Annotated in this window: 21 protein-coding genes, 1 tRNA gene and 1 riboswitch; of the genes, 9 read left to right on the forward strand and 13 right to left on the reverse strand. The window is 70.7% G+C overall.

Annotation, left to right across the window (positions count from 1 at the left end; all coding sequences use genetic code 11):
* Window positions 1-76 precede the first annotated feature (76 nt).
* Both BKA15_RS34985 and BKA15_RS23345 read left to right on the forward strand, forming a co-directional pair.
* Window positions 77-784 carry a CGNR zinc finger domain-containing protein gene (locus tag BKA15_RS34985; RefSeq protein WP_218871543.1) on the forward strand — a complete coding sequence of 236 codons (708 nt, stop codon included), beginning with the start codon at window positions 77-79 and terminating at the stop codon, window positions 782-784.
* A gap of 9 nt (window positions 785-793) precedes the next feature.
* Entirely contained in the window at window positions 794-2,887 is a 2,094-nt protein-coding gene (locus tag BKA15_RS23345) for a PhoX family protein (RefSeq protein WP_179754848.1), read from the forward strand.
* 51 nt (window positions 2,888-2,938) lie between these two features.
* On the opposite strand, the gene BKA15_RS23350 is transcribed toward BKA15_RS23345, so the two are convergent.
* The 3 genes from BKA15_RS23350 to BKA15_RS23360 form a co-directional block, all read right to left on the reverse strand.
* Window positions 2,939-3,907: a hypothetical protein gene (locus tag BKA15_RS23350; RefSeq protein WP_179754850.1), complete on the reverse strand. Its 969-nt coding sequence runs from the start codon at window positions 3,905-3,907 to the stop codon at window positions 2,939-2,941.
* Window positions 3,908-3,953: 46 nt separating this feature from the next.
* Window positions 3,954-4,025, reverse strand: a tRNA-Thr gene (locus BKA15_RS23355).
* Window positions 4,026-4,087: 62 nt separating this feature from the next.
* Window positions 4,088-5,881, reverse strand: coding sequence for a glycerophosphodiester phosphodiesterase family protein (locus BKA15_RS23360; RefSeq protein ID WP_179758656.1), 1,794 nt, complete (start codon window positions 5,879-5,881; stop codon window positions 4,088-4,090).
* Window positions 5,882-6,035: 154 nt separating this feature from the next.
* On the opposite strand from BKA15_RS23360, the gene recQ reads away from it, so the two are divergent.
* Window positions 6,036-7,898, forward strand: coding sequence for a DNA helicase RecQ (recQ, locus tag BKA15_RS23365; RefSeq protein WP_179754852.1), 1,863 nt, complete (start codon window positions 6,036-6,038; stop codon window positions 7,896-7,898).
* Here the strand turns inward: recQ and BKA15_RS23370 are convergent.
* From BKA15_RS23370 to BKA15_RS23385, 4 genes are all read right to left on the reverse strand, one after another.
* Window positions 7,874-8,065, reverse strand: coding sequence for a hypothetical protein (locus BKA15_RS23370; RefSeq protein ID WP_179754853.1), 192 nt, complete (start codon window positions 8,063-8,065; stop codon window positions 7,874-7,876). The two genes, recQ and BKA15_RS23370, sit on opposite strands and share 25 nt — an antisense overlap.
* Window positions 8,062-8,232, reverse strand: coding sequence for a CPBP family glutamic-type intramembrane protease (locus BKA15_RS34990; protein ID WP_218871544.1), 171 nt, complete (start codon window positions 8,230-8,232; stop codon window positions 8,062-8,064). The genes BKA15_RS23370 and BKA15_RS34990 overlap by 4 nt, the downstream gene beginning before the upstream one ends.
* Before the next feature lie 308 nt (window positions 8,233-8,540).
* Window positions 8,541-9,731 (reverse strand): mannose-6-phosphate isomerase, class I, encoded by a 1,191-nt coding sequence (manA, locus tag BKA15_RS23380; protein ID WP_218871545.1) that lies wholly within the window; start codon window positions 9,729-9,731, stop codon window positions 8,541-8,543.
* 20 nt (window positions 9,732-9,751) lie between these two features.
* The gene (locus BKA15_RS23385; RefSeq protein WP_179754855.1) at window positions 9,752-10,753 is read right to left on the reverse strand and encodes a Gfo/Idh/MocA family protein; all 1,002 of its coding nucleotides are present in this window, start codon (window positions 10,751-10,753) and stop codon (window positions 9,752-9,754) included.
* A gap of 184 nt (window positions 10,754-10,937) precedes the next feature.
* Here BKA15_RS23385 and BKA15_RS23390 point away from each other — a divergent pair, with 184 nt between their 5' ends.
* On the forward strand, window positions 10,938-11,246 hold the full coding sequence (locus BKA15_RS23390; RefSeq protein WP_179754857.1) for a DUF3263 domain-containing protein: 309 nt from the start codon (window positions 10,938-10,940) through the stop codon (window positions 11,244-11,246).
* Window positions 11,247-11,265: 19 nt separating this feature from the next.
* Here the strand turns inward: BKA15_RS23390 and BKA15_RS23395 are convergent, their stop codons facing one another.
* The gene (locus tag BKA15_RS23395; protein ID WP_179754859.1) at window positions 11,266-11,679 is read right to left on the reverse strand and encodes a hypothetical protein; all 414 of its coding nucleotides are present in this window, start codon (window positions 11,677-11,679) and stop codon (window positions 11,266-11,268) included.
* A 98-nt stretch (window positions 11,680-11,777) separates the two neighbouring features.
* A riboswitch (SAM riboswitch) is annotated at window positions 11,778-11,889 on the forward strand.
* A 13-nt stretch (window positions 11,890-11,902) separates the two neighbouring features.
* On the opposite strand from BKA15_RS23395, the gene thrC reads away from it, so the two are divergent.
* Both thrC and BKA15_RS23405 read left to right on the forward strand, forming a co-directional pair.
* Window positions 11,903-13,183 carry a threonine synthase gene (gene thrC, locus BKA15_RS23400; protein ID WP_312879229.1) on the forward strand — a complete coding sequence of 427 codons (1,281 nt, stop codon included), beginning with the start codon at window positions 11,903-11,905 and terminating at the stop codon, window positions 13,181-13,183.
* Complete coding sequence (locus BKA15_RS23405) at window positions 13,180-13,455, forward strand: ubiquitin-like small modifier protein 1 (protein WP_179754861.1); 276 nt, start codon at window positions 13,180-13,182, stop codon at window positions 13,453-13,455. Before thrC ends, BKA15_RS23405 begins: the two co-directional genes overlap by 4 nt.
* A gap of 9 nt (window positions 13,456-13,464) precedes the next feature.
* Here the strand turns inward: BKA15_RS23405 and BKA15_RS23410 are convergent, their stop codons facing one another.
* Complete coding sequence (locus BKA15_RS23410) at window positions 13,465-14,073, reverse strand: TetR/AcrR family transcriptional regulator (protein WP_179754863.1); 609 nt, start codon at window positions 14,071-14,073, stop codon at window positions 13,465-13,467.
* A 49-nt stretch (window positions 14,074-14,122) separates the two neighbouring features.
* Here BKA15_RS23410 and BKA15_RS23415 point away from each other — a divergent pair, with 49 nt between their 5' ends.
* On the forward strand, window positions 14,123-15,427 hold the full coding sequence (locus BKA15_RS23415) for a glycosyltransferase (protein WP_179754865.1): 1,305 nt from the start codon (window positions 14,123-14,125) through the stop codon (window positions 15,425-15,427).
* Here the strand turns inward: BKA15_RS23415 and BKA15_RS23420 are convergent, their stop codons facing one another.
* Genes BKA15_RS23420 through BKA15_RS23435 form a run of 4 tightly spaced genes read right to left on the reverse strand, consistent with a single transcriptional unit; the run spans window position 15,428 to window position 18,955 of the window.
* The gene (locus BKA15_RS23420) at window positions 15,428-16,648 is read right to left on the reverse strand and encodes an ABC transporter permease (protein ID WP_179754867.1); all 1,221 of its coding nucleotides are present in this window, start codon (window positions 16,646-16,648) and stop codon (window positions 15,428-15,430) included. It lies immediately after the preceding gene.
* Window positions 16,645-17,349 carry an ABC transporter ATP-binding protein gene (locus tag BKA15_RS23425; protein ID WP_179754869.1) on the reverse strand — a complete coding sequence of 235 codons (705 nt, stop codon included), beginning with the start codon at window positions 17,347-17,349 and terminating at the stop codon, window positions 16,645-16,647. The genes BKA15_RS23420 and BKA15_RS23425 overlap by 4 nt, the downstream gene beginning before the upstream one ends.
* A complete protein-coding gene (locus BKA15_RS23430) occupies window positions 17,346-18,398 on the reverse strand; it encodes an efflux RND transporter periplasmic adaptor subunit (protein ID WP_179754871.1) in 1,053 nt (350 codons plus the stop codon). Before BKA15_RS23430 ends, BKA15_RS23425 begins: the two co-directional genes overlap by 4 nt.
* The gene (locus tag BKA15_RS23435) at window positions 18,395-18,955 is read right to left on the reverse strand and encodes a hypothetical protein (RefSeq protein ID WP_179754873.1); all 561 of its coding nucleotides are present in this window, start codon (window positions 18,953-18,955) and stop codon (window positions 18,395-18,397) included. Before BKA15_RS23435 ends, BKA15_RS23430 begins: the two co-directional genes overlap by 4 nt.
* A gap of 219 nt (window positions 18,956-19,174) precedes the next feature.
* Between BKA15_RS23435 and BKA15_RS23440 the strand changes: the two genes are divergently transcribed.
* Both BKA15_RS23440 and BKA15_RS23445 read left to right on the forward strand, forming a co-directional pair.
* Window positions 19,175-19,831, forward strand: coding sequence for a response regulator transcription factor (locus BKA15_RS23440; protein ID WP_179754875.1), 657 nt, complete (start codon window positions 19,175-19,177; stop codon window positions 19,829-19,831).
* The gene (locus tag BKA15_RS23445; RefSeq protein ID WP_179754878.1) at window positions 19,828-21,081 is read left to right on the forward strand and encodes a sensor histidine kinase; all 1,254 of its coding nucleotides are present in this window, start codon (window positions 19,828-19,830) and stop codon (window positions 21,079-21,081) included. The genes BKA15_RS23440 and BKA15_RS23445 overlap by 4 nt, the downstream gene beginning before the upstream one ends.
* Window positions 21,082-21,135: the final 54 nt, after the last annotated feature.

The following is a 21,135-nucleotide window of genomic DNA, read 5'->3' on the forward strand; positions in this document are numbered from 1 at the left end:
CCTCCTCGCTACCGGCTAACGGTCGTTTGGTGGAAGTACCCAGAATGCTACCGGTGAAACGTTGATAGGGAGTAGCATGATCGAGATGGCGGACCTGGACACACGGATCGAAGCGCTCGGCCCGAGCTTCGGCGGGGCCCTGTGCCTGGACTTCGCCAACAGCGTGGAACCCCGCGGCGCCACGGCTCAGCCTGACCAGGCCGGCACGCCGCGGCTGAGGCAGGACTTCAACGACCCGTACGACCTGGTCGCGTGGGGCCTGAACCAGCAGCTGTACGGGCACGATCGGGCCAAGCGCCTCTGGCGGGTCGCCGGCGAGGCGGAGGCGGCCGGCGAGGTGCTGCACCGGACCCGGAAACTCAGCGATGTGACCTATCGCGTGTTCGCCGCGCTGGCCGGTGGGGCGCCGCCCAGCCCCGGTGATGTCGCCGCCCTGCAGGCCGCCTACGGCGAGGCCGTACGGAACGGGACGCTGGCGATCACCTCGACGGGGCCGGTCTTCAACTGGCCGGAACCCGACCTCCGAGTCGTCCGCTGGGCCGCCGCCGTATCCGCCTTCGACACCCTCCGCAGCGTCGCCCCGACCAAGATCAAGATCTGTGGCGGCGAGGGGCGGGACGGCATCCCCTGCGGCTGGCTCTTCATCGACACCACCAAGAACGGCTCACGCCGCTGGTGCAGCATGTCCGACTGCGGCAACACCAACAAGTCGCGGCGCCAGAACGCCCGCCGCCGGACCGAGCGCGCTTCGCGATCAGGTCGGTCGCGGGCGACCCGGCGCTAGGGTCGAAGGATGGCTCGAACGCCGGGACCTTCTCGAAGCCTCGCGACCTGCCGGCACCGCTGCGGTCTCGCCTGCGCCCGGACGGCCCCGAACCGGTCCGGCAACACCCCCTTCGGTGACCTGGTTCGCGCCGAGGTGTCCCGCCGCGGGCTGCTCGGCGGCGCGCTCGGCGCACTGGTGATCGGTGCCGGGGCGGCCTGTACGGCGGTCCCGTCCGCGCCGAGGGACTCTGCTCCGGCGACTCCGACCGCGGCGTCACCCGGCCCGTCGCTGGCGCCGCTCGCGTTCGAGCCGGTGCCGCCGAATCGGGACGACGCGGTCCGGGTGCCGGATGGCTATCGGCAGCGGGTGCTGATCAGGTGGGGCGACCCGGTGCTGCCCGGCGCCCCGGAATTCGATCATGAACGGCAGACGGCGGCGGCGCAACGGCAGCAGTTCGGCTACAACAACGACTACCTCACCGTCGTGCCGCTGCCGGACCCCGAGCGCGCGGATGATCATGGTCGGCGCGGCCTGCTGGTGGTCAACCACGAGTACACCAACGAGGAGTTGATCTTTCGCCGGTACGACGACAAGGCACCGACCGCCGCCCAGATCGGGGTCGCGATGGCCGCCCACGGGATGAGCGTGGTTGAACTCGAGCGAGTCGGCGACACGGGGGAGTGGCGGCTCGTCCGGTCCGGAGCGCTGCCGTACAACCGGCGGATCACGGTCGAGACCCCGCTGGAGTTCACCGGCCCGGCCGCCGGCTCGGCACTGCTGCGGACCGCGGCCGACCCGGACGGCCGCCGGGTGCTGGGCACGCTGAGCAACTGCTCGGGCGGGGTCACGCCGTGGGGGACCGTCCTGTCCGGCGAGGAGAACTTCGATCACTACTTCGTCGGCGGCGACGAGGCACCGGCGGCGGCCAAACCGGCCCTCGACCGGTACGGCTTCCACACGAAGCGCCGCCATCCGCCGGGCAGCCGGCACTGGGACACGGCCGACGAGCGATTTGATCTTGCTCAGCACCCCAACGAGGCGAACCGGTTCGGCTGGATCGTCGAACTGGACCCGTACGACAGCGAGTCGGTCCCGCGCAAGCGCACGGCGCTGGGCCGGTTCAAGCACGAGGGCGCGACGATCGTCGTCGCCGGCGACGGCCGGGTCGTCGCCTACCTCGGTGACGACGAACGCTTCGAATACCTCTACAAGTTCGTCTCCGAGGAAAGGCTCCAAACCGGCGACTCCGCGGACGACCGCCGGCACAACCGGGGCCTGCTCGACCGCGGCACCCTGTATGCCGCCGAGTTCGGCTTCACCAGCGCCGGCGAGATCGACGGCGCGGGCGCGCTGCCGGACGACGGCGCGTTCAACGGTTCCGGGCGCTGGCTGCCGCTGGCTCAGGGCGAGCTGTCCATGATCGACGGGATGGCGCTCGACGAGGTCCTCGTGCACACCCGGCTGGCGGCGGACCGGGCCGGTGCGACACCACTGGACCGGCCGGAGGACGTGGCGATCCATCCCCGCGATCACCGGGTCTACGTATCGCTGTCCAACAACGACTATCGCGGCGCCGTCGGCCGGCCCGCGGCCGACGAGGCCAACCCGCGGCACGACAACAAGCACGGTCACGTCCTGGAACTGATCGAGACCGGCGGCGACCCGGCGGCCGACACGTTCGCGTGGAGCCTGCCGATCGTCTGCGGCGATCCGGACGACCCGGCGACCTACTTCGCCGGCTTCGACAAGACGTCGGTCTCGCCGATCTCCTGCCCGGACAACCTGACGTTCGACGCCGACGGGAACCTGTGGATCTCCACCGACGGCAACGCTGTCACCGGTCCCGGCGGCGATCCGTACAACGACGGGCTCTTCGCGGTTCCGGTCGACGGCCCGGAACGCGGCCGGGTCCGGCAGTTCCTCTCGGTGCCGATCGGTGCCGAGCAGGCCTCGGCGTACCTGACGCCCGACCAGCGCACGGCCCTGGTGTCGGTGCAACACCCGGGCGAGGTCGGCGGGGCCACCGCGGATCGTCCGGCCTCGACCTGGCCGGACGGGGACCTGGCCCGCCCCGCGGTGGTGGTCGTCTGGCGGGCCGGCGACGGGCTGCTCGGACGCTGACCGTACCCAACCGGGCCGTGAGCATCCCGGATGCCGTACTGCCGCGATCCGTCACCTGAGGAGCGGTCCTCCGGCCGGACCGGCCAGCAGGTCGGTGCGCAGCTGATCGACGTAGGCCAGTCGGCGTGCGACGTCCGCGCCCCGGTCGGCGATCTGCTGCCGTTGCCCGGCGACCGCCTCGAGACTGTGCGCGGTCCGGGCCTTCGCCTCGTCGATCCGGCCCGCCACCGACAGGTCGGTGAAGATGTTGTCGAACCAGACGTCGAGGAACCGGGTCAGGTCGTCGACCGCCAGCGCGCTGACGGAGCCGCCGCCGACGTCGGCCAGCTCCCGGGACAGCCGGGCGAGCAGCTGGTTGGCGTGCCTGGCCGCGGCGGCGGCCTCACCGAGTTTGTCCTGCTTCACCAGGCTCGACATCATCCCGCCGCCGAAGAACGTGTCGTACGTCGACCAGCCGGCGGCGTCGTCCAGGATGCTGCCCAGCTCCTGCAAGGCCTGGGTCGCCGCGACGGCGGCCTGGTCGGCCTCCGCAAGTTCACGGTGCTCGGCCTGCAGCCGGCCGCGCTCCTCGGCGAGGCCGGTCAGCCGCCGGGCCTCCGGGCCGCCCTGCGTCGCGAGCCACTGCTCCTTGGCGGCCTGCGCATCGCGAAACTGTGCGTCGACGTCGCCGAGGTCTCGACCCCGGGCGGCCAGGGTCTCCCACTCCCGGTGCAGCGCATCGCACCGAGACTGCGCCTCGGCGACCCGCAGTTCGGCGGCCCGGGCCTCGGCTTGCTCCCGCTCCAGATCGGTCGCGCGGGAGCCGCGCAGGCCGGCCACGATCCTGGTCAGCGAGAAGTTCTCCAGCTTGTCGACGTCCTTCGTCTCGTCGCTCAACTCGGCCCGTCGCTCGGCGAGCACCTGCTGCGCCGCCTCGTGTTCCTGCTTCAGCGAATCGATCTGACCGCGGAGCAGGTCCCGTTCGCGGACCACCGCGCTCGCCGACTCCAGCCTTGCCTGAATCTCCGCTGCCGAGGTCACGGCCGGGAGCCTACCGACACCCGGGTCGATCATCCCTTGAGAACGGAGCCGCGTGAGAGAATTGAACTCTCGACTTTCGATTTACAAGATCGACGCTCTACCACTGAGCTAACGCGGCCGGCTTCCCCCGGGAGGACCGGGAGACGGCGCCAAAAGGGTACCGAACCGCAGCCGGGCGGCTCAACGCGCGCGGAGGAACAGCTCCAGGCCGTGCAGGTCGTCGGTGTTCACGTGGTCCACCCCCGCGGCGATCAACTCGCGCCAGAGCGCCTCGCGGGCGGCGCCCGGCTGGTCCGGTGTGGCCCAGAACCTGACCCGGTAGCCGGCCTGGTGGGCGTCGGCGACGATCTTGCGCAGCTTGGCCCGTTTCGCGGCCGGGAAGGTGCCGGTGCCGTCCCAGTCGAAGTGGTTGGTCCAGTTGTCGCTGACCAGCGGCATCAGTTCGGGGGCGTAGCCGGAGCCGAGGTCGGCCAGTCGGCCGTCGTAGCCGGCGTAGCGGTCCCGCTGCTGCTGCATCACCTCGAGCGGCCGGTTGCCGCTGATCACCGCGGTCACCGCACGTTCCTCGATGCCGCGCTCGGTGAACCGGCTGAACACCGCGTCGTACTTCCGCAGCGCCCGGTCGATCGCCGCGTACGTCGTCGGACCGTCGCTCTTGATGTCGATCAACAGTTGGAAGCCGGCGCCCGGCGCGGTCGGGTAGATGCTGCCGTGGCCCCGTTCGGCCCGCTCGGCGAGCGGCTCGAGATACAGCTTCTCCAGCGTCACCCCCGGCTCGGTCTCGTCCAGATCATGAGCGACCCGCAGCTCGCCGTCGATCAGCCAGACGTCGGCCTCGACGCTGCTGAAGCCGCGATCCAGGGCGTCGGTCAGCGGGTTCAGGTGCTCGTAGTCGTTGTGCGCATGGGCCTGGGCCAGCGGCTCGACCTTCGGCGCCCGGTAGCTGCGAGGCAGCCGGAATCCTTGATCATCGAGTACGGTGCGCAGCCGGTCCGGGTAGTCGGTGATGAGGCCGTCCACGCCGATCTTGATCAAGGAACGCATCGTGGCCGGGTCGTTGACGGTCCACGGAACGATCGTGATCCCGGCCTGGTGCGCGGAGCGGACCATCGCTGCGTCGACGTACGGCTGGTAGTTCGGATCGCTGATCTTGCCGTTCTGCGGGAACCCGTGCACGGGCGAGACGGCGTCGGCATCGAAGGACTTCACGGCCTTGATCAGATCGCCGTCGAAGTCGTCGATGTCGATCCCGCCGAGCCACGGCGACTTGCCGGGCTGCCCGGTCTGCAGGAAGTCGCGGTTGGTCAGCGCGATGATCGGCAGGGACGGCGCGACCTCGCGCATCCGCATCAGCGCGCCCCAGTCGAAGCTCTGGATCGTCACCTGGCGGGCGATCCGAGCCTTGCGCACCTCGGCGGCGACGACCTGGACGAACTGTTCCCGCGGCGCGGTCTCCTCCGGTGCTCCGGCCTCGACCTTGGTCTCGATGTTGAGCTTGACCTGGTACGCCCGGTAGCGCTGGACCAGCGCGAAGACGTCCCGCAGCTCCGGCATCCGGGCGCCCGGATCGAGGGTCTGGCCGGGATGCTCGGCCAGCCGCTGGCTGCCGCAGTCGAGCTGTCGTACCTGCTCCAGGGTGAGGTCCTTGACCCACTTCCCGACGTACGGGAACTCCGGATCACCGTTCGTGTACGGCACCGTGTCGCGGCACTTCGTCCCGGACACCAATCGGTCGTGGGTGACCACGGCGTGCCCGTCCTCGGTGACCTGGACGTCCAGCTCCAGCGTGCTCACACCGAGTTCGAGGGCCCGGGTGAACCCGGTGATCGTGCTCTCCACGGTGAGGCCGAGGCCGCCGCGGTGGGCCTGCAGGTCGAACCGACCCGATCTCGGCTCCGCGGAGGAGGGCCCGATTCCCATCAGGGAAAGGCCTACGGTCATGATCAACACCAGCGCCCCGCGCGCGATCATCATCACCAGGCCACCGTGACCCGTCTCGGCCACGACCACCCGAACTCGACGTGACGGCCAGTCGACGAGGTGATGAGTGTTGTCGATCCTCAGTCGGTGTCGTCCGTACGGCGGCGTCGGGTGCCCCGGGCCGGCGGCGAGAGCCTACGATCGGGTGATGCTGCCTGTCGCCACCCAGCCGATCGAGGTCTTGAACCGGGTCTTCGGTTACGACGCGTTTCGCGGCGAACAGGCCGAGATCATCGACCACGTCACCGGCGGCGGTGACGCGCTGGTGCTGATGCCGACCGGCGGCGGCAAGTCGCTCTGCTACCAGATCCCGGCGCTGGCCCGGCCCGGTGTCGGCGTCGTCGTGTCGCCGCTGATCGCGCTGATGCAGGACCAGGTCGACGCCCTGCGCGCGCTCGGCGTGCGGGCCGGCTTCCTCAACTCGACCCAGGGGCCGGAGGAACGCCGCGAGACCGAGGCGGCGTTCGTGGCCGGCGAGTTGGACCTGCTCTACCTGGCGCCGGAACGGCTCCGGGTCGAGTCGACGCTGCGGCTGCTGGACCGCGGCAGCATCGCGCTGTTCGCGATCGACGAGGCCCACTGCGTCGCCCAGTGGGGACACGATTTCCGGCCGGACTACCTGGCGCTGTCCGAACTGCACCAGCGGTGGCCGGACATCCCGCGGATCGCGCTGACCGCCACCGCGACCGAGGCCACCCGGACCGAGATCGCGGCCCGGCTCGACCTGACCGAGGCCAGGCACTTCGTGGCCAGCTTCGACCGGCCCAACATCCAGTACCGGATCGAGCCGAAGAACGAGCCGCGCCGGCAGCTGATCGAGCTGCTCAAGAACGAGCACGCCGGCGACGCCGGGATCGTCTACTGCCTGTCCCGGGCCTCGGTGGAGAAGACCGCCGAGTTCCTGACCGGCCAGGGCTATCCGGCGCTGCCGTACCACGCGGGGCTGGACGCGCGGACCCGCAGCGAGAACCAGGCCCGGTTCCTCCGCGAGGACGGCGTGATCATGGTCGCGACGATCGCGTTCGGGATGGGCATCGACAAGCCGGACGTACGGTTCGTGGCGCACCTTGACCTGCCGAAGTCGGTCGAGGGCTACTACCAGGAGACCGGCCGGGCCGGCCGCGACGGGCTGCCGTCCACCGCCTGGCTCGCGTACGGACTCGCCGACGTGGTCCAGCAGCGGAAGATGATCAACGACTCCGACGGTGATCTTGCTCATCGACGCCGGCTCTCGCAGCACCTGGACGCGATGCTGGCCCTGTGCGAGACGGTGGAGTGCCGGCGGACCCAGCTGCTGGCCTATTTCGGCCAGGCCGGCGAGCCCTGCGGCAACTGCGACACCTGCCTCACCCCGCCGGAGACCTGGGACGGCACCGTCGCGGCCCAGAAGGTGCTGTCGACGGTCTACCGGCTGGACAAGGAACGCCGGCAACGCTTCGGCGCCGGCCAGATCGTCGACATCCTGCTCGGCCGCCGGACTCCGAAGGTGGAGCAGTTCTCCCATGATCAACTCTCGGTCTTCGGCGTCGGCACCGAGCTGACCGAGGCGGACTGGCGGACCGTGATCCGGCAGCTGCTGGCCCAGGGCCTGCTCGCCGTCGAGGGCACCTATCAGACGTTCCTGCTGACCGAACTCAGCCGCGGCGTGCTGTACGAGAACCGGACCGTCTCGCTGCGCCGCGACCCGCCGCGCCAGGCCAAGTCCAGGAGTCGTACCTCGTCGGCGAAGGCGGCCGCGGTCGAGCTGGACGCCGACGCGGCACCGCTCTTCGAGCAGCTCCGGGCCTGGCGGGCCGGCGTCGCCAAGCAGCAGGGCCTGCCGGCGTACGTGATCTTCCACGACGCCACCCTGCGCGAGATCGCCACCCGGGCGCCGGGGTCACTGGCCGAGCTGGGCACGATCAGCGGGGTGGGGGAGAACAAGCTGGCCAAGTACGGCGAGCAGGTGCTGGGGGTGCTCGGTCACCGGGACGCTCCGCCCGATGATCATGAGGACTTGTTCGAGGCCTGACTCAGGGCATGGACGACGGCGGCGAGGATGATCATCACGCCGAGTTCGATCATGACCGCGACGTCGCCGTCGGCCGGGAGCAGGGCGCCGGCGCCGTTGAAGCCGGCGTGCGCGGCGACGGCGGCCCAGACTCCGCCGCGGAGCTGCTCGCTCGCGTACAAGATCACGTAGCCCAGACGGTGCCCAGCACCAGCGTGGTCAGAGCCCGGGACCAGCGCTGCCGGAGCCGCGGCTGCAGCCACCCGCGCCAGCCGAACTCCTCGGCCAGCGGCCCGGCGACCAAGGTGTACGCCAGCACGGCCAGCGGCCCGCCGACGCCCGCGGCGACCACCACCTCGAACCGGCGACTCGCACAGTTCGGCCTGCTCTGCCTGCTGCTGAGCTGGGTGCCCTGGGCCGCCCTCGGGCTGGCCGGCGTTGACGTCGGGACAGGTGCCGGATTCCGGCTCGCGGCCGCGCTGAGGGTCGTCCGGCGTCTTCGGACGGGGGTTAACCCCCTTGGTGGATGATCGTGACGAACGCCCGGATCAACTGGGTCGAGTCCGGTTGCACCGACGAGCAGCCCGCCAATGGACTTATTCCACACGCCCGAATGCACTTTTCCCGCAGCCTCGGATGTACTTATTCCACATTGCTGCGGGCTCAGACGCCGGGGCCGCCGACGAACGCGATCCCGGAGCCGGTCAGCTTCGGCTCCCCGGCGTCGGCCGGCACGAAGGCCGCCTCGCCTCGGGTCAGGGCGAGCTCCTGCTCGCCGCCGGTGATCACCACGGTGCCCCGGGCGGCCAGCACCACCCGCCCGGAATTGCCCGCCGGCAACGGAACGGTGGCATCGGCCGGCTCCAGCCGCCAGAGCCCGAATTCCGGCGCCGGTGTCCGGTAGCGGAACAGCCCGGGCGACTCCTCGTCGATCGGGACCAGCTCGACCGGCCGCGGGGTGAAGTCGAGCACGGTGATCAACTCGTCGACGTCCAGGTACTTCGAGGTCAGCCCGCCGCGCAGCACGTTGTCGGAGTTGGCCATGATCTCCACCCCGGTCCCGCTCAGGTAGGCGTGCAGGTTGCCGGCCGGCAGGAAGATCGCGTCGTACGGGCCGTAGTTGACCCGGTTCATCAGCAGCGCGGCGATCACGCCCGGGTCGCCCGGGTAGTGGGTGGCCAGCTCGACCGCCGTGGTGCCGAACTCGTCAAGATCACGTTCCCGGCCGTCGGTCGCGGCCGCGACCACCTCCTCGACGATGCCGCGGGACTCCGCGGGCAGCCGGAGCACCCGGCCGAACACCTCGGCCAGGGCGTCCGGGCCGCCGTCGGCCAGCGGCGCCACCAGCTCCAGCGCCGACGGCACGCCGAGCCGCTCGAAGAAGCCGTACGTCTGCAGCGGATCCCGGAAACCGCACAGGGCCTGCACCGGGGCCAGCGCGCAGAACGCCTCCGGCTTCGGCCAGTCGTCCCGGTAGGTGCGGTTCGCTGCGTCCCGGCCGATCCCCGCCGCCTCCTCGCGGGCGAAGCCGATCTCGGCCTGCTTCCGCGACGGGTGCGCCTGCAGGGACAGCGGCCGGGCAGCCGCCAGCACCTTCATCAGGTACGGCAGCCGCGGCCCGAACCGCTCCACCGAGGCCGCCCCGATCCGGGCCTCCGGCGCCACTGCGAGATGGTCGGCCAGGATCTCCTGCTCGCCGGAGGGGTCGCCGATCCGGCTCGGCCCCTGCGGGTGCGCGCCCAGCCACAGCTCGGCCTGCGGATCCCCGGTCGGCGTCGTCCCCAGGAACTCGGGGATGGCGGTGCTGGATCCCCAGGGGTACGGCTGGATGGTTCCGGTCAGTCTCTTGATCATGAAGGGCTGCTCTGTCGTCATCAGGGCTGGGCGACCTCGACGCCCGCGATCCAACGGTCAAGGGTGCGCATGCTGGCCAGGGTCGACTCCCACGGCACCATCGGCGAGAACTGCTCGCCGGCCCGCAGGCAGCGCATGACCTCCTGCGCCTGGAACGTGTAGCCGCCGCCCGGCCACTGGCCGATCAGGATCTCCGGCTTGGCGTCCCGGTCGGTACCGCGGCGCAGCGCCAGCTCCGGCGGCCGGATGAACTCGTCGATGATCAACTGGCCGTCGGTGCCGAAGATCTCCAGCCGGGTCGGCAGGTTCGCCTCCAGGCTGCAGGTCACCGACGCCGTCGCGGCCGGCCGGCCGTCCCGCGGGAAGTACCCGAGCAGGGCGGAGGCGTGCGTGTCGACGTCGGTCCGGGAGAGATTCCCGTACCCGACCACCCGGTCCGGCTCGCCGAGGAACAACTCGGTCAGGTGCACCGGATAGACACCGAGGTCCAGCACCCCGCCGCCGGCCTGCTCCGGGTCCAGCAGCCGGTGCGACTCCGGGCCGTCGAAGACGAACCCGAACGAGGCCGAGATGTGCTTGATGTGGCCGATCTCACCGGCGGCGACCAGGTCGGCGGCCTGCCGGATCAGCGGGTTGGTCCGGGTCCACAGCGCCTCCATCAGGAACAGCCCGCGCTCCCGGGCCCAGGCGATGAGCACCTTGGCGCGCGCTTCGGAGACCGTGATCGGCTTCTCGATCAGCACGGATTTGCCGGCTTCGAGGCAGATCCGGGTCGACTCGAAGTGGTCGCTGTGCACGGAGGCGATGTAGACGACATCGACGTCCGGGTCGGCGGCCAGTTCGGCGTACGAGCCGTAGGAGCGGGCGAAACCGTGTTGGCGGGCGAATTCGTCGGCCTTGACCTTGGACCTGGACCCGACGGCGACCAGTTCAGCCTCGTCCGGCAGCAGCGCAAGATCCGCCGCGAACACTCCGGCGATGTGCCCGGCCCCGAGAATCCCCCACCCGATGCGATCCTTCATGGCCACCATCAAACCGCATCCGGCCCGTCCGTGGTGCTCGGGTGAGCGGACTTGGGAACCGCTTGCTACGCTCGGCCACGGCCGTCGCGGACGTCCCGGCCCGGTTTCGCCGGGATTCCGGGGCTCGCGGGGGCCTCGGCGCGGTGAATGACATGCCTGTGATTCCTCCCCTACTATGAGGAACATGGTCGCCGCGACGAATCCCCAGCAACACCCCGTCGAACCCACGGAGACGTTGAGCGAACGCGATTCCGACATCCTGGCCTTCGAGCGCCAGTGGTGGAAATTTGCCGGCGCCAAGGAGCAGGCGATCCGGGAGCGCTTCGGCCTGTCCGCGACCCGCTACTACCAGGTGTTGAACGCCCTGATCGACCGCCCGGAGGCGCTGGCCCACGACCCGCTGCTGGTGAAGCGGCTGCGCCGGCTCCGGGCCAACCGGCAGCGCGAGCGCTCGGCTCGCCGCCTCGGCATCGACCTCAACATCGACGCCTGATCATTCGTACGTTCTCTCCTCAGTCCACCGGCTCCGGGAGATAGCCGCCGCTCTCCAGGCCGGCCTGGCGCTCGAAGAAGTTGCCGAGCGCGCGATCCCCGGTGCGCAGCATCGACCACCCCAGGCAGGCCGAGTACGCGAGCAGGAACGGCAGGCCGAGGCAGTTGAGCCATTGCCAGGTGTGGCCCTCCTCGTGCTCGAGCAGCCGGGGATTGCGGCGCACCTGCTCGTCCCAGCTGTCCCGCGCGATCAGGACGTTGCCGACCGTGAAGGCCGCCGCGTACGGGAAGCCGAGCCGGTAACCCTCGGCCAGCAACAACCCACGCGGCCCCGCCGACACGCGCGCGCCACCGATCCGGGCCGCCAGCAGGCCGAACGGCGTCGACAGGTTGATCGCGTTGCCGATCCGGCGCAGGTGAAATCGCAGCTCCATCGCGGCCTCCACTCCGACGGGACGTCCAACATGTGGACGATCATCTTGCGATCCGAGAATGCATTCGGGAAACGCCCGATCCGGACCTTACGCTGAATCAGCCATCAAGAGGGGATGAGGGATTCGGCCCGATGACTCCCCGGCAACCGGCCGACCGACGGACACGGTGCCACTTCCGACTCGGCGACAGTCGACCGAGAAAGATGATGAAGGACGTGATCGCGTGACCACGGCTATTTCCACCGAAGCGCCCACCGGCTGTCGACCCGGAGCCTTCGGCAACGCCACCCATCTGATCTGCCGGGCCTGCGGCGCCACCGGGCCGCTGGGCCCATTCTATGCCTGCGTGGAATGCTTCGGCCCGCTCGAGGTCGGGTACGAGTTCCCGGCCGTGACCCGGGCCGAGATCGAGGCCGGGCCGAAGAGCATCTGGCGCTACGCGCCGCTGCTGCCGGTCCCGGCCGACATCGCCACCTTCCGGTCCACCGACCCCGGGTTCACCCGGCTGGTCGACGCGCGCAACCTCGCCGATGATCTTGGTCTGCGGCAGCTCTGGGTGAAGGACGACTCCGGCAACCCGACCCACTCGTTCAAGGACCGGGTGGTCGCGGTCGCGCTGTCCGCGGCCCGCGAACTCGGGCTGAAGGTGCTGGCCTGCCCGTCCACCGGCAACCTGGCCAACGCGGTCGCCGCGGCCGCCGCCCGGGCCGGCATCCGGTCCGTGGTGCTGGTGCCGGAGAACCTGGAACGGCAGAAGATCCTGGCCTCCGCGGTCTACGACACGACCTTGATCGCGATCGAGGGCACCTACGACGACGTGAACAAGCTGGCCAGCGAGATCGCCGGTGAGGAAGAGGGTTGGGCGTTCGTCAACGTCAACGTGCGGCCCTACTACGCCGAGGGTTCCAAGACGCTGGCGTACGAGATCGCCGAGCAGCTGGGCTGGCGGATCCCGGACCAGATCGTGATCCCGGTCGCCTCCGGTTCCCAGCTGACCAAGATCGACAAGGGCCTGCAGGAGTTGATCAAGCTCGGCCTGGTCGAGGAGAAGCCGTACAAGATCTTCGGGGCCCAGGCCACCGGCTGCTCGCCGATCGCGCAGGCCTACCGGGCCGGCCACGACGTGGTCCGCCCGGTGAAGCCGGACACGATCGCCAAGTCGCTCGCCATCGGCAACCCGGCCGACGGCCCGTACGTGCTGGACACCGTGCGCCGCACCGGCGGCGTGATCACCGATGTCGACGACGAGACCGTGGTCGCCAACATCCAGCGGCTGGCCCGGACCGAGGGCATCTTCGCCGAGACCGCGGGCGGTGTGACGGTCGGCGTGACCGCGAAGCTGATCGCCGACAGCGCCCTGGACCCGGACGCCGAGACCGTGGTGATCAACTCCGGTGACGGGCTGAAGACGCTGGACGCGGTCGCCGACAAGGTCGGCCCGAAGACCACCATCCCGCCGCGTTATGAGGCGTTCGAGGATTTCTGGAAGGATGTTCGTCCATGACGGCATCGGTACGCATCCCGACCATCCTCCGGACCTACACCGGCGGCGCCAAGGAAGTCACCGCCGACGGCGCGACCCTGGCCGAGGTGCTCGACTCGCTCGAGTCGGCCCACCCCGGGATCAAGGAACGCGTCGTCGACGAGGCCGGCGAACTGCGCCGGTTCGTCAACGTCTACGTCGGCGACGAGGACGTCCGGTTCGTGGGTGGCCTGGACGCCAAGGTCGAGGACGACGCCAAGATCTCGATCATCCCCGCGGTCGCCGGCGGCTGAGCCTTCCGATCACAGCGTTCGCAGTCCGTCCCGGACGAGGTCGAGCGCACGCCGGGTGCCGGCCAGGTGCTCCGCCAGGGAGTGGCCGAGTCGGAGGCTGGCCATGCTGGCCCCCTGCCCGGCTCCGATCAGCGCGCCGACCGCGGCTCCTGCCGTGACCGGATCCAGTTCGTCGGGAAACGCTTCGGCGAACGCGGTCGCCACCCGATCCTGCAGTTCCGACATGACCTGCAGCGCCTTGGCCTGAACGGCCGGCACGGTGCGGGCCAGTGCGGCGATGTCGAGCACGGCCGCGTCCGGCACCGGGAGTGCGGCGGTCGGTGGCTGGGTCAGCACGTGGTCGTACACCTTCAGCAGCACGTCGCCGATCGGCTCGCCCGGCTCGCGGGCGGCGATGACCTCGTGTGCCGCTTCCACGAACCGCCCGGCGTCGGCGAACAGGACGTCCTCCTTGGTCGGGAAGTGGTTGAAGAACGTCTTCTTGGCCACATCCGCCTCGGCGGCGATCTGGGCGACCGTCGTCTGCTGGTAGCCCTGCTCCGCGAACAGCCGGAACGCCGTGTCGATCAGCAATTGCCTGGTCTGGAGCTTCTTGCGTTCCCGGCGGCCTTCCGTCACCGAGTCAGTATACCTGGAATATGAGTAGTCTTGGTGTAACAATGGCCTGATGAAGGTCATGATCTTCACCCACGGCACCCGCGGCGACGTCCAGCCGTTCGCCGCGCTGGCCCGGGCGTTGCAGGCCGCCGGCCACGACGCCGTGCTGGTGGCTCCCGAGGGCTCTGCCTCGCTGGTCGCTCCGTACGAGTTCTCCTTCGTGCCCGTGTACGACGGGCTGAACGAGATCATGGACGATCCCGAGGTACGCGCAGCGATGGAGACCAACTTCCGCGGCCTGCGGGGCAAGCGGATGGCCCTGCGGCTGATCCGGCGGACCAGCCCGATGCTGCGCCGGATGCTGGACGAGTTGGCGGCGGTGCCGGCGGCCGGTGCCGACGTCGTCGTGCACCCGGTCAACCTGCCGATGCAGCACCTGGCCGAGAAGCTCGGCCGGCCGGCCGTCGGGGTCGGACTGCAGCCCGGCTGGGTGCCGACCGGTTCGTTCGCGAATCCGCTGCTCCCGTTCCCGGTCCCGTGCGCGCTCAACCGGGCGAGCTACCGGCTGCCGAACCCGGCCCTGATGGGCCTGGCCGGGGTGGCGAGGCAGTGGCGATCGGAGACCCTCGGCCTGCCGCGGCGGCCGAACCAGGGCGACCCGTTGCGGACGCCGGCCGGAGCGCGGGTGACGATGCTGCAGGCCTTCAGCGAGCACGTCCTCCCGGGACCGCTCGAGTTCCCCTCCTGGACCCACACCACCGGCTACTGGTTTCTGCCGGCGTCGAGCGGCTGGACACCGCCGGAGCGGCTCCGGGCCTTCCTCGACACCGACGAACCGACCGTGTCGATCGGCTTCGGCAGCATGTCCGGCACCGATCCGGGCCGGGTCGGCCGTACCGTCGTCGAGGCGGTCCGGCTGGCCGGCGTCCGGGCGGTGGTGATCACCGGCTGGGGCGGCATCGACACCACGCCGGCCGGAGACCGGATCATGATCATCGATCAGGCACCGCACGACTGGCTGTTCGCCCGGACCGCCGCCAACGTGCACCACGGGGGTGGCGGCACGACGGCGGCGGCGCTCGCCGCGGGCCGGCCGCAGGTGATCTGCCCGTTCATCGCCGATCAGCCGTACTGGGGTGAGCGGATGATGATCAGCGGAGTCGCCCCCGCTCCCTTGCCGCAGCGGCGGCTCACCGTCGAGAGCCTGGCCGGGGCGCTGCGGCAGGCCGTCGGCGACGCCGGCCTGGCCGCCCGGGCCGCGGAGCTGGGCCGGATCATCCGCGCCGAGAACGGGGTCGGCCGCGCGGTCGAGTTGATCCACGAGGTCGTACGGCAAGCGTCCGGCTCCGGACCTGGCCCGCAGCTGTGCTCGTGATCATGGGGCGGTGAGCGCCTCGGTGGGCGACAGCCGGGAGGCCCGGACGGCGGGGTAGAGCCCGGCCAGGCAGCCGATCACCAACGTCGCCCCGAGGCCCAGGGCCATCGCCCACGGCGGTACCACGGTCGGCCAGCCCTGCAGTGCGGCGTACGCCGCGGTCACCCCGATACCGAGCAGCAGCCCGGCTGCCCCGCCGATGGCGGACAGCAGCAGGGCCTCGACGAGGAACTGGGCCCGGATGCTGCCCCGGGTCGCCCCGAGCGCCCGCCGCAGGCCGATCTCGCCGCGGCGTTCCAGCACCGAGATCACCATCGTGTTGGCGACCCCGATCCCGCCCACCAGCAGGGCCACGCCGCCGAGGCCGAGCAGCAGGTTGTTCAGGGTCGTGTCGGCGGCCTGCTGGGCGGCCAGGGCGTCCGACGGCCGGGACACGTCGACCTCGTTCGGTACGGCCGGGTTGGCGGTGTTGCCGAGTATCGCCTGGACCTCCTCGACGTACGGCTGCGCGGCGCGGGTGTAGATCGTGGTCGGGTACCCGTCGAAGCCGAGCAGCTCGATCGCGGCGGTCCAGCCGACGATCGCGGCCGCGTCGAACTCGGGCGACAGCGTGACCGGGGCCAGGATCCCGATCACGGTGAACCACTGGCCGCCGAGATAGACCTGTTGGTCGGGACCGACCGAGCCGACGCCGAGCCGCTCCGCGGCGGTCGCGCCGAGCACGACGACCGGATAGGCCTCGGTCGCGTCGTCGAGGAACGTCCCGGCGGCCAGGTCGCCGCCCAGGGTGTCCAGCAGGCCGGGCTTGGCCGCGATCACACTGATCCCGCCCGACTGGGCCGCCGGCACCAGGTCGTTGCGATAGACCTGCGCGCCGCTGATCACCCCGGTCGCGCTGACCGACTCGACCGGGCCGATGTTGTCGATCATGGCGGTCGACTCGACGGGCAGGTGGGACTGCTCGCCGAACAGGTTCTGGCCCGGGCTCACCGTCAGCAGGTTGGTGCCCAGCGCGGCGATCTGGCGGTTGAAGTCCTCTCGGCTCGAGCTGGAGATGCCGATCACCGAGATCATCGCCGCGATGCCGATCGCGATGCCGAGCGCGGAGAGCAGGATCCGGGTCGGCCGCGCCCGCAGGCCCGCGCCGCCGACCCGGACCAGGTCACCGAATCCCAACCCTGCCGGGGAAAGCCGGGTCTTCGGCTGGTCTGTGGTGATCATGATCGTGCTCCTTCGGTACGGGCGTCGGCGATCAGGCGGCCGTCGCGCAGCTCGACCCGGCGCGGCAGCGACGCGGCGATGTCCCGGTCGTGGGTGATGATCACGACCGTGGTGCCGCCGGCGTTGAGCTCACGCAGCAGGCTCATCACGCCGGTGCCGGCCACGGTGTCCAGGTTTCCGGTCGGTTCGTCGGCGAGCAGCAGCGGCGGATCGCCGATCACGGCGCGCGCGATCGCCACCCGCTGTCGCTCCCCGCCGGAGAGTTCGTGCGGCCGGTGACCGATCCTGGCGCCCAGGCCGACCCGGTGCAGGGCCCGCTCGGCCCGCTCCAGCCGGATCCGTCGCGGTACGCCGGCGTACAGCATCCCGTCGGCCACGTTGTCGATCGCCGGCACCCCGGCGGCCAGATGGAACTGCTGGAAGATGAAGCCGATCGTCAACGCGCGCAGCACCGACAACTGCCGGTCGGACAGCCGACGGACCCGGTAGCCGGCCAGGTCGACCTCACCCGAACTCGGCCGGTCCAGCGTGCCGAGGATGTTGAGCATGGTCGACTTGCCGGAGCCGGACGGCCCGACGATGCCGATCAGTTCGCCGGGCCGGATCTCCAGGGAGACCCGGTCCAGCGCGACGACCCCGCCCTCGTACGTCCGCGACACCTCGTCCAGCCGGACCACGACCGGCGGCGGCGGAATGATCATGACGCCACCCCGACGACCGTCCCGGCGGTGAGACCGGAGCCGCTGATCTCCACCATGCCGCCGGCGAACATGCCCGTCTTCACCGTGACATAGCTGACCTGGCCGCCGTCGACGACCTGGACGCCGTAGCCGCCGCCGGACAGCGCGACCAGCGCGGTGACCGGGACGGTCAGCACGTCCGTCGCCTTGCCGGTGATCAACTGGACCGTGACCGGTGCGGCCTCCAGCGTGCCGAGCGCCTTCTGGTCCTTGATCGTCACCGTGACGCCGATCGTGGTGTCGCCCTCCTCGTCGGTGCTGGCCACGGCGCCGATCTTGCTCACCGTGCCCTTGACCTTCGAGCCGTCCGGCAGCACGACGGTGGCCGGGTTGCCGACGTCGACGTACTGCTGCTTGTCCACCGGCAGGTCGATCTCGACCAGCCGCTCAGTCCCGGTGTAGCCGAGCACCTCGGCGCCCGGCGCGAGGGTGGCGCCGACCGTGGTCTTGACCTCGGTGACCCGGATCGGGCCGGCGGCGACCGCGTACTGGCCCGGGGCGACCTCGCCGTTCTCCGGCAGACCATGATCATCCTGCCACTCATGGACGGCCTCGGTGGTCGACGAGCCGAAGTACTTGTCGACCTGAATCCCCTTGTAGCCAAGAGCCTTGAGGTTCTTCTCCAGCTGTTTGACGTCCGGCCCGGAGTCTCCTTCCGACAGCGTCCGGTACGGCGGCAGCTTGCCGGTGAACAGCTGCACCGGGTCGTTGTCGATCTTGTAGAGCGGGTCGCCCGGCTTGATCACCGCACCCGGCTCGGGGAGCCAGGTGATCGTGCCGTCGGCCTTGCCGGTCAGGGGTGTCACGGGTCCGTACGAGAGTGTGCCAGCGACCGACTGGGTCTGGGTCAGCGTGCCCTTCGTGATCTTGGCCGTGGCCGGCGGCAGCCCGGTGCTGGACGCCTCGACCTGGGGCACCGAGCCGCCGAAGCCGAGCGCCGCGGCGGTGACGATGGCGCCGGCCGCCAGCACCGCACCCGCGATGATCATCCGGCGCGTCGGGCGCTTCATTGGTCGCTCCCGGCCAACAGGTGCTGGCAGGCCTCGGACGCCTTGCCGAACGCGGGATCGTTGCGGTCGATGCCGGGGAACATCCCTTCGCCGCTGCCCGGCTGCGGGTCCGGGAAGTCCGGCATCCCGTTCTTCCGCATGCATTGGGCGAAGGCGAGGTAGGCGTCGAGCTCGGTGTCGTCGCCCTGGCCGCGGATCCCGCCGGGCAGCAGGTCGCCGCACGCCTCGTGCGCCTCCTTGAACGCGGCGCTCTCCGGGTCGACCGAGTCGCCGACCGTCGGCAAGCCCGTCTTCGGGTCGGGGTCGGCCATGTCGATGCCGTGCTCGCGCATGCAGGCCGCGTAGGCGTACGCATCCGGGGTCGGCGGCGCTGACGTACCAGGGGCACTCGAGGTGGGCGCGCCGGCGGAAGAGCTCGGGGTGCCGGATCCCGGTCCTGCGCTGGGAATCCCGCCGCCGCTGTCGGTGCCGGGTGCGCAACCGGTCAACGCCGCGACGCCGAGAGTCAGTGCGAGCAGTGCACCGGACAGGGCCCGGGCGCCGAGGTTGATCTTCATCGTGAGTCCTCCTGATCGCGGTGACGATCACCGCTCGTGATCAAGTCGAGCCGGTGCCGGATAACCGGGCCGTAAGCGAGCACGCCGCGGTTATCCGCCGGTTATCCGGCCCGCGGACTCACAGCCGGCGCACGGGAGCCGCACAGCGACCGCTGGTTATCCCCCGGTTACCTGGACTGCAGCAGAATCGGCCTTCCGGACGGAGAGGGGTGGGGTCAGATGCGCATCCTCGTGGTCGAGGACGAGCCGGTCCTGGCGGACACGATGGCCGAGTGGCTGCGGCGGGAGTCGTTCGCGGTCGACATCTCCTACGACGGCGAAGGCGCGCTGGAACGGATCGCGGTCTATTCCTACGACGTGGTCGTGCTGGACCGGGACCTGCCGGGCATCTCGGGCGACGAGGTCTGCCGACGGATCGTCGGGTCCGGAGTGATCACCCGGGTGCTGATGGTCACCGCGGCGTCGGCGGTCCGGTCCCGGATCGAGGGCCTGGCGATCGGCGCCGACGACTACTTGGTCAAGCCGTTCGCGTTCCTCGAGCTGTCGGCCCGGGTGCACGCCCTGTGCCGCCGTACCTCGGCGCCGGTGGCCCCGACCATCGAGCGCGCCGGGATCCGCTGGGATGCCGGCCGCCGCGAGGCGTACCGGGACGGCGTACCGCTCAGTCTGACCAACAAGGAGTTCGCCGTGCTCGGTGAACTGCTCCGGGCCGGCGGCACCGTGGTCTCCGCGGAATCCCTGCTGGACAAGGTGTGGGACGAGCACATCGACCCGTTCACCAACACGGTCCGGGTCACGGTGATGAAGCTGCGCCGCAAGCTGGGCGAGCCGGCCGTCGTCGAGACCGTACCTGGTGTGGGTTACCGGATCCCATGATCACCCGGCGACCCCGGCTCGGCCTGCGCGGCCGGCTAACCCTGCTGTACGGCGGCCTGATCCTCGCTGCCGGGTCCTTGATCCTGGCCGGCATCTATGTCGTCGTCGGGCAGCGGCTGGACCAGGAGCTCGGCAGCGACGCGACCGAGGCCCGGATCGCGGCCCTGCGGGAGCGGGCCGCGGCGAGCGGCGACTCCACGATCGTCCTGCCGGACGGGTCGACCGTTCAGTTGGACGTGTTGATCACCCAGCTCGAGCAGGACCGCGCCGCGCTGCGGGACGCCGCCCTGGCCGCGATCGTTTCCCAGGGTGCCGTCGTGGTGCTGGTGGTCGCGGTCGCGGCCGGCGCGGGCGGCTGGATCATCGCCGGCCGCGGCCTGCGTCCGCTCGACCTGATGACGGCGACCGCGGAGCGGATCGCCCGCGCCACAGGGCCGGAACGCAACCTGCACGAGCGGATCGGCCTGACCCAGGGAGCCGGCACGGCGCCGAACGACGAGGTACGGCGGCTCGCGACGGCGTTCGACGCGATGCTCGACTCGCTCGACCGCGCCTTCGACGGGCAGCGGCACTTCGTCGCGAACGCCTCGCACCAGCTGCGGACGCCGCTGGCGGTGCAGCGGGCGACGATCGAGGTCGAGATCACCAGGCCCGGCGCGGCTCCGGGAACGGTCGCCCTGGGAGCGAGGTTGCTGGAACAGATCGAGACCAACGCCCGGTTGATCGACGGGCTGCTGGTGCTGGCCGAGAGCGAGAACCGGGTGGAGCAGGTCGAGCCGCTCGACCTGGCCGACACCGCGGGCGCCGCGGTCGCGTCGGTGCAGCAGGCCGACCGGTCCGAGCTGGTGATCAACACCGACCTGCGCCCGGCGCCCGCGAGCGGGGATCCGCTGCTGCTCGAGCAGCTGATCCGCAACCTGGTCGAGAACGCGCTGCGCTACAACGTTTCCGGCGGCACGGTCATGATCACCACCGGCGTCGCCGATGATCATGCCGTGATCCGGGTCCGGAACACCGGACCGGTGGTCGACCCGGCCGACCTGCCCGGCCTGCTGGAGCCGTTCACTCGAGGCCCCGGTCGGCGCCGCCGCGACCAGGACGGAGCCCCGGTGGCCGGACACGGCCTCGGCCTGGCCGTGGTCACCGCGATCACCGCCGCCCACGGCGGCCGACTCGACCTGACTCCCCGGCCGGGCGGCGGACTCTGCGTCACGGTCAGCCTGCCGGCGACCAACGCGTCCAGCTGCTGAGTAGGCCACAACGTTCCCTGAGCTTGTCGAAGGGCGGACCAGATCGGGCTTGGC

Origin of the sequence: Microlunatus parietis, assembly GCF_013407955.1 — a bacterium.
Classification (GTDB): domain Bacteria; phylum Actinomycetota; class Actinomycetes; order Propionibacteriales; family Propionibacteriaceae; genus Microlunatus; species Microlunatus parietis.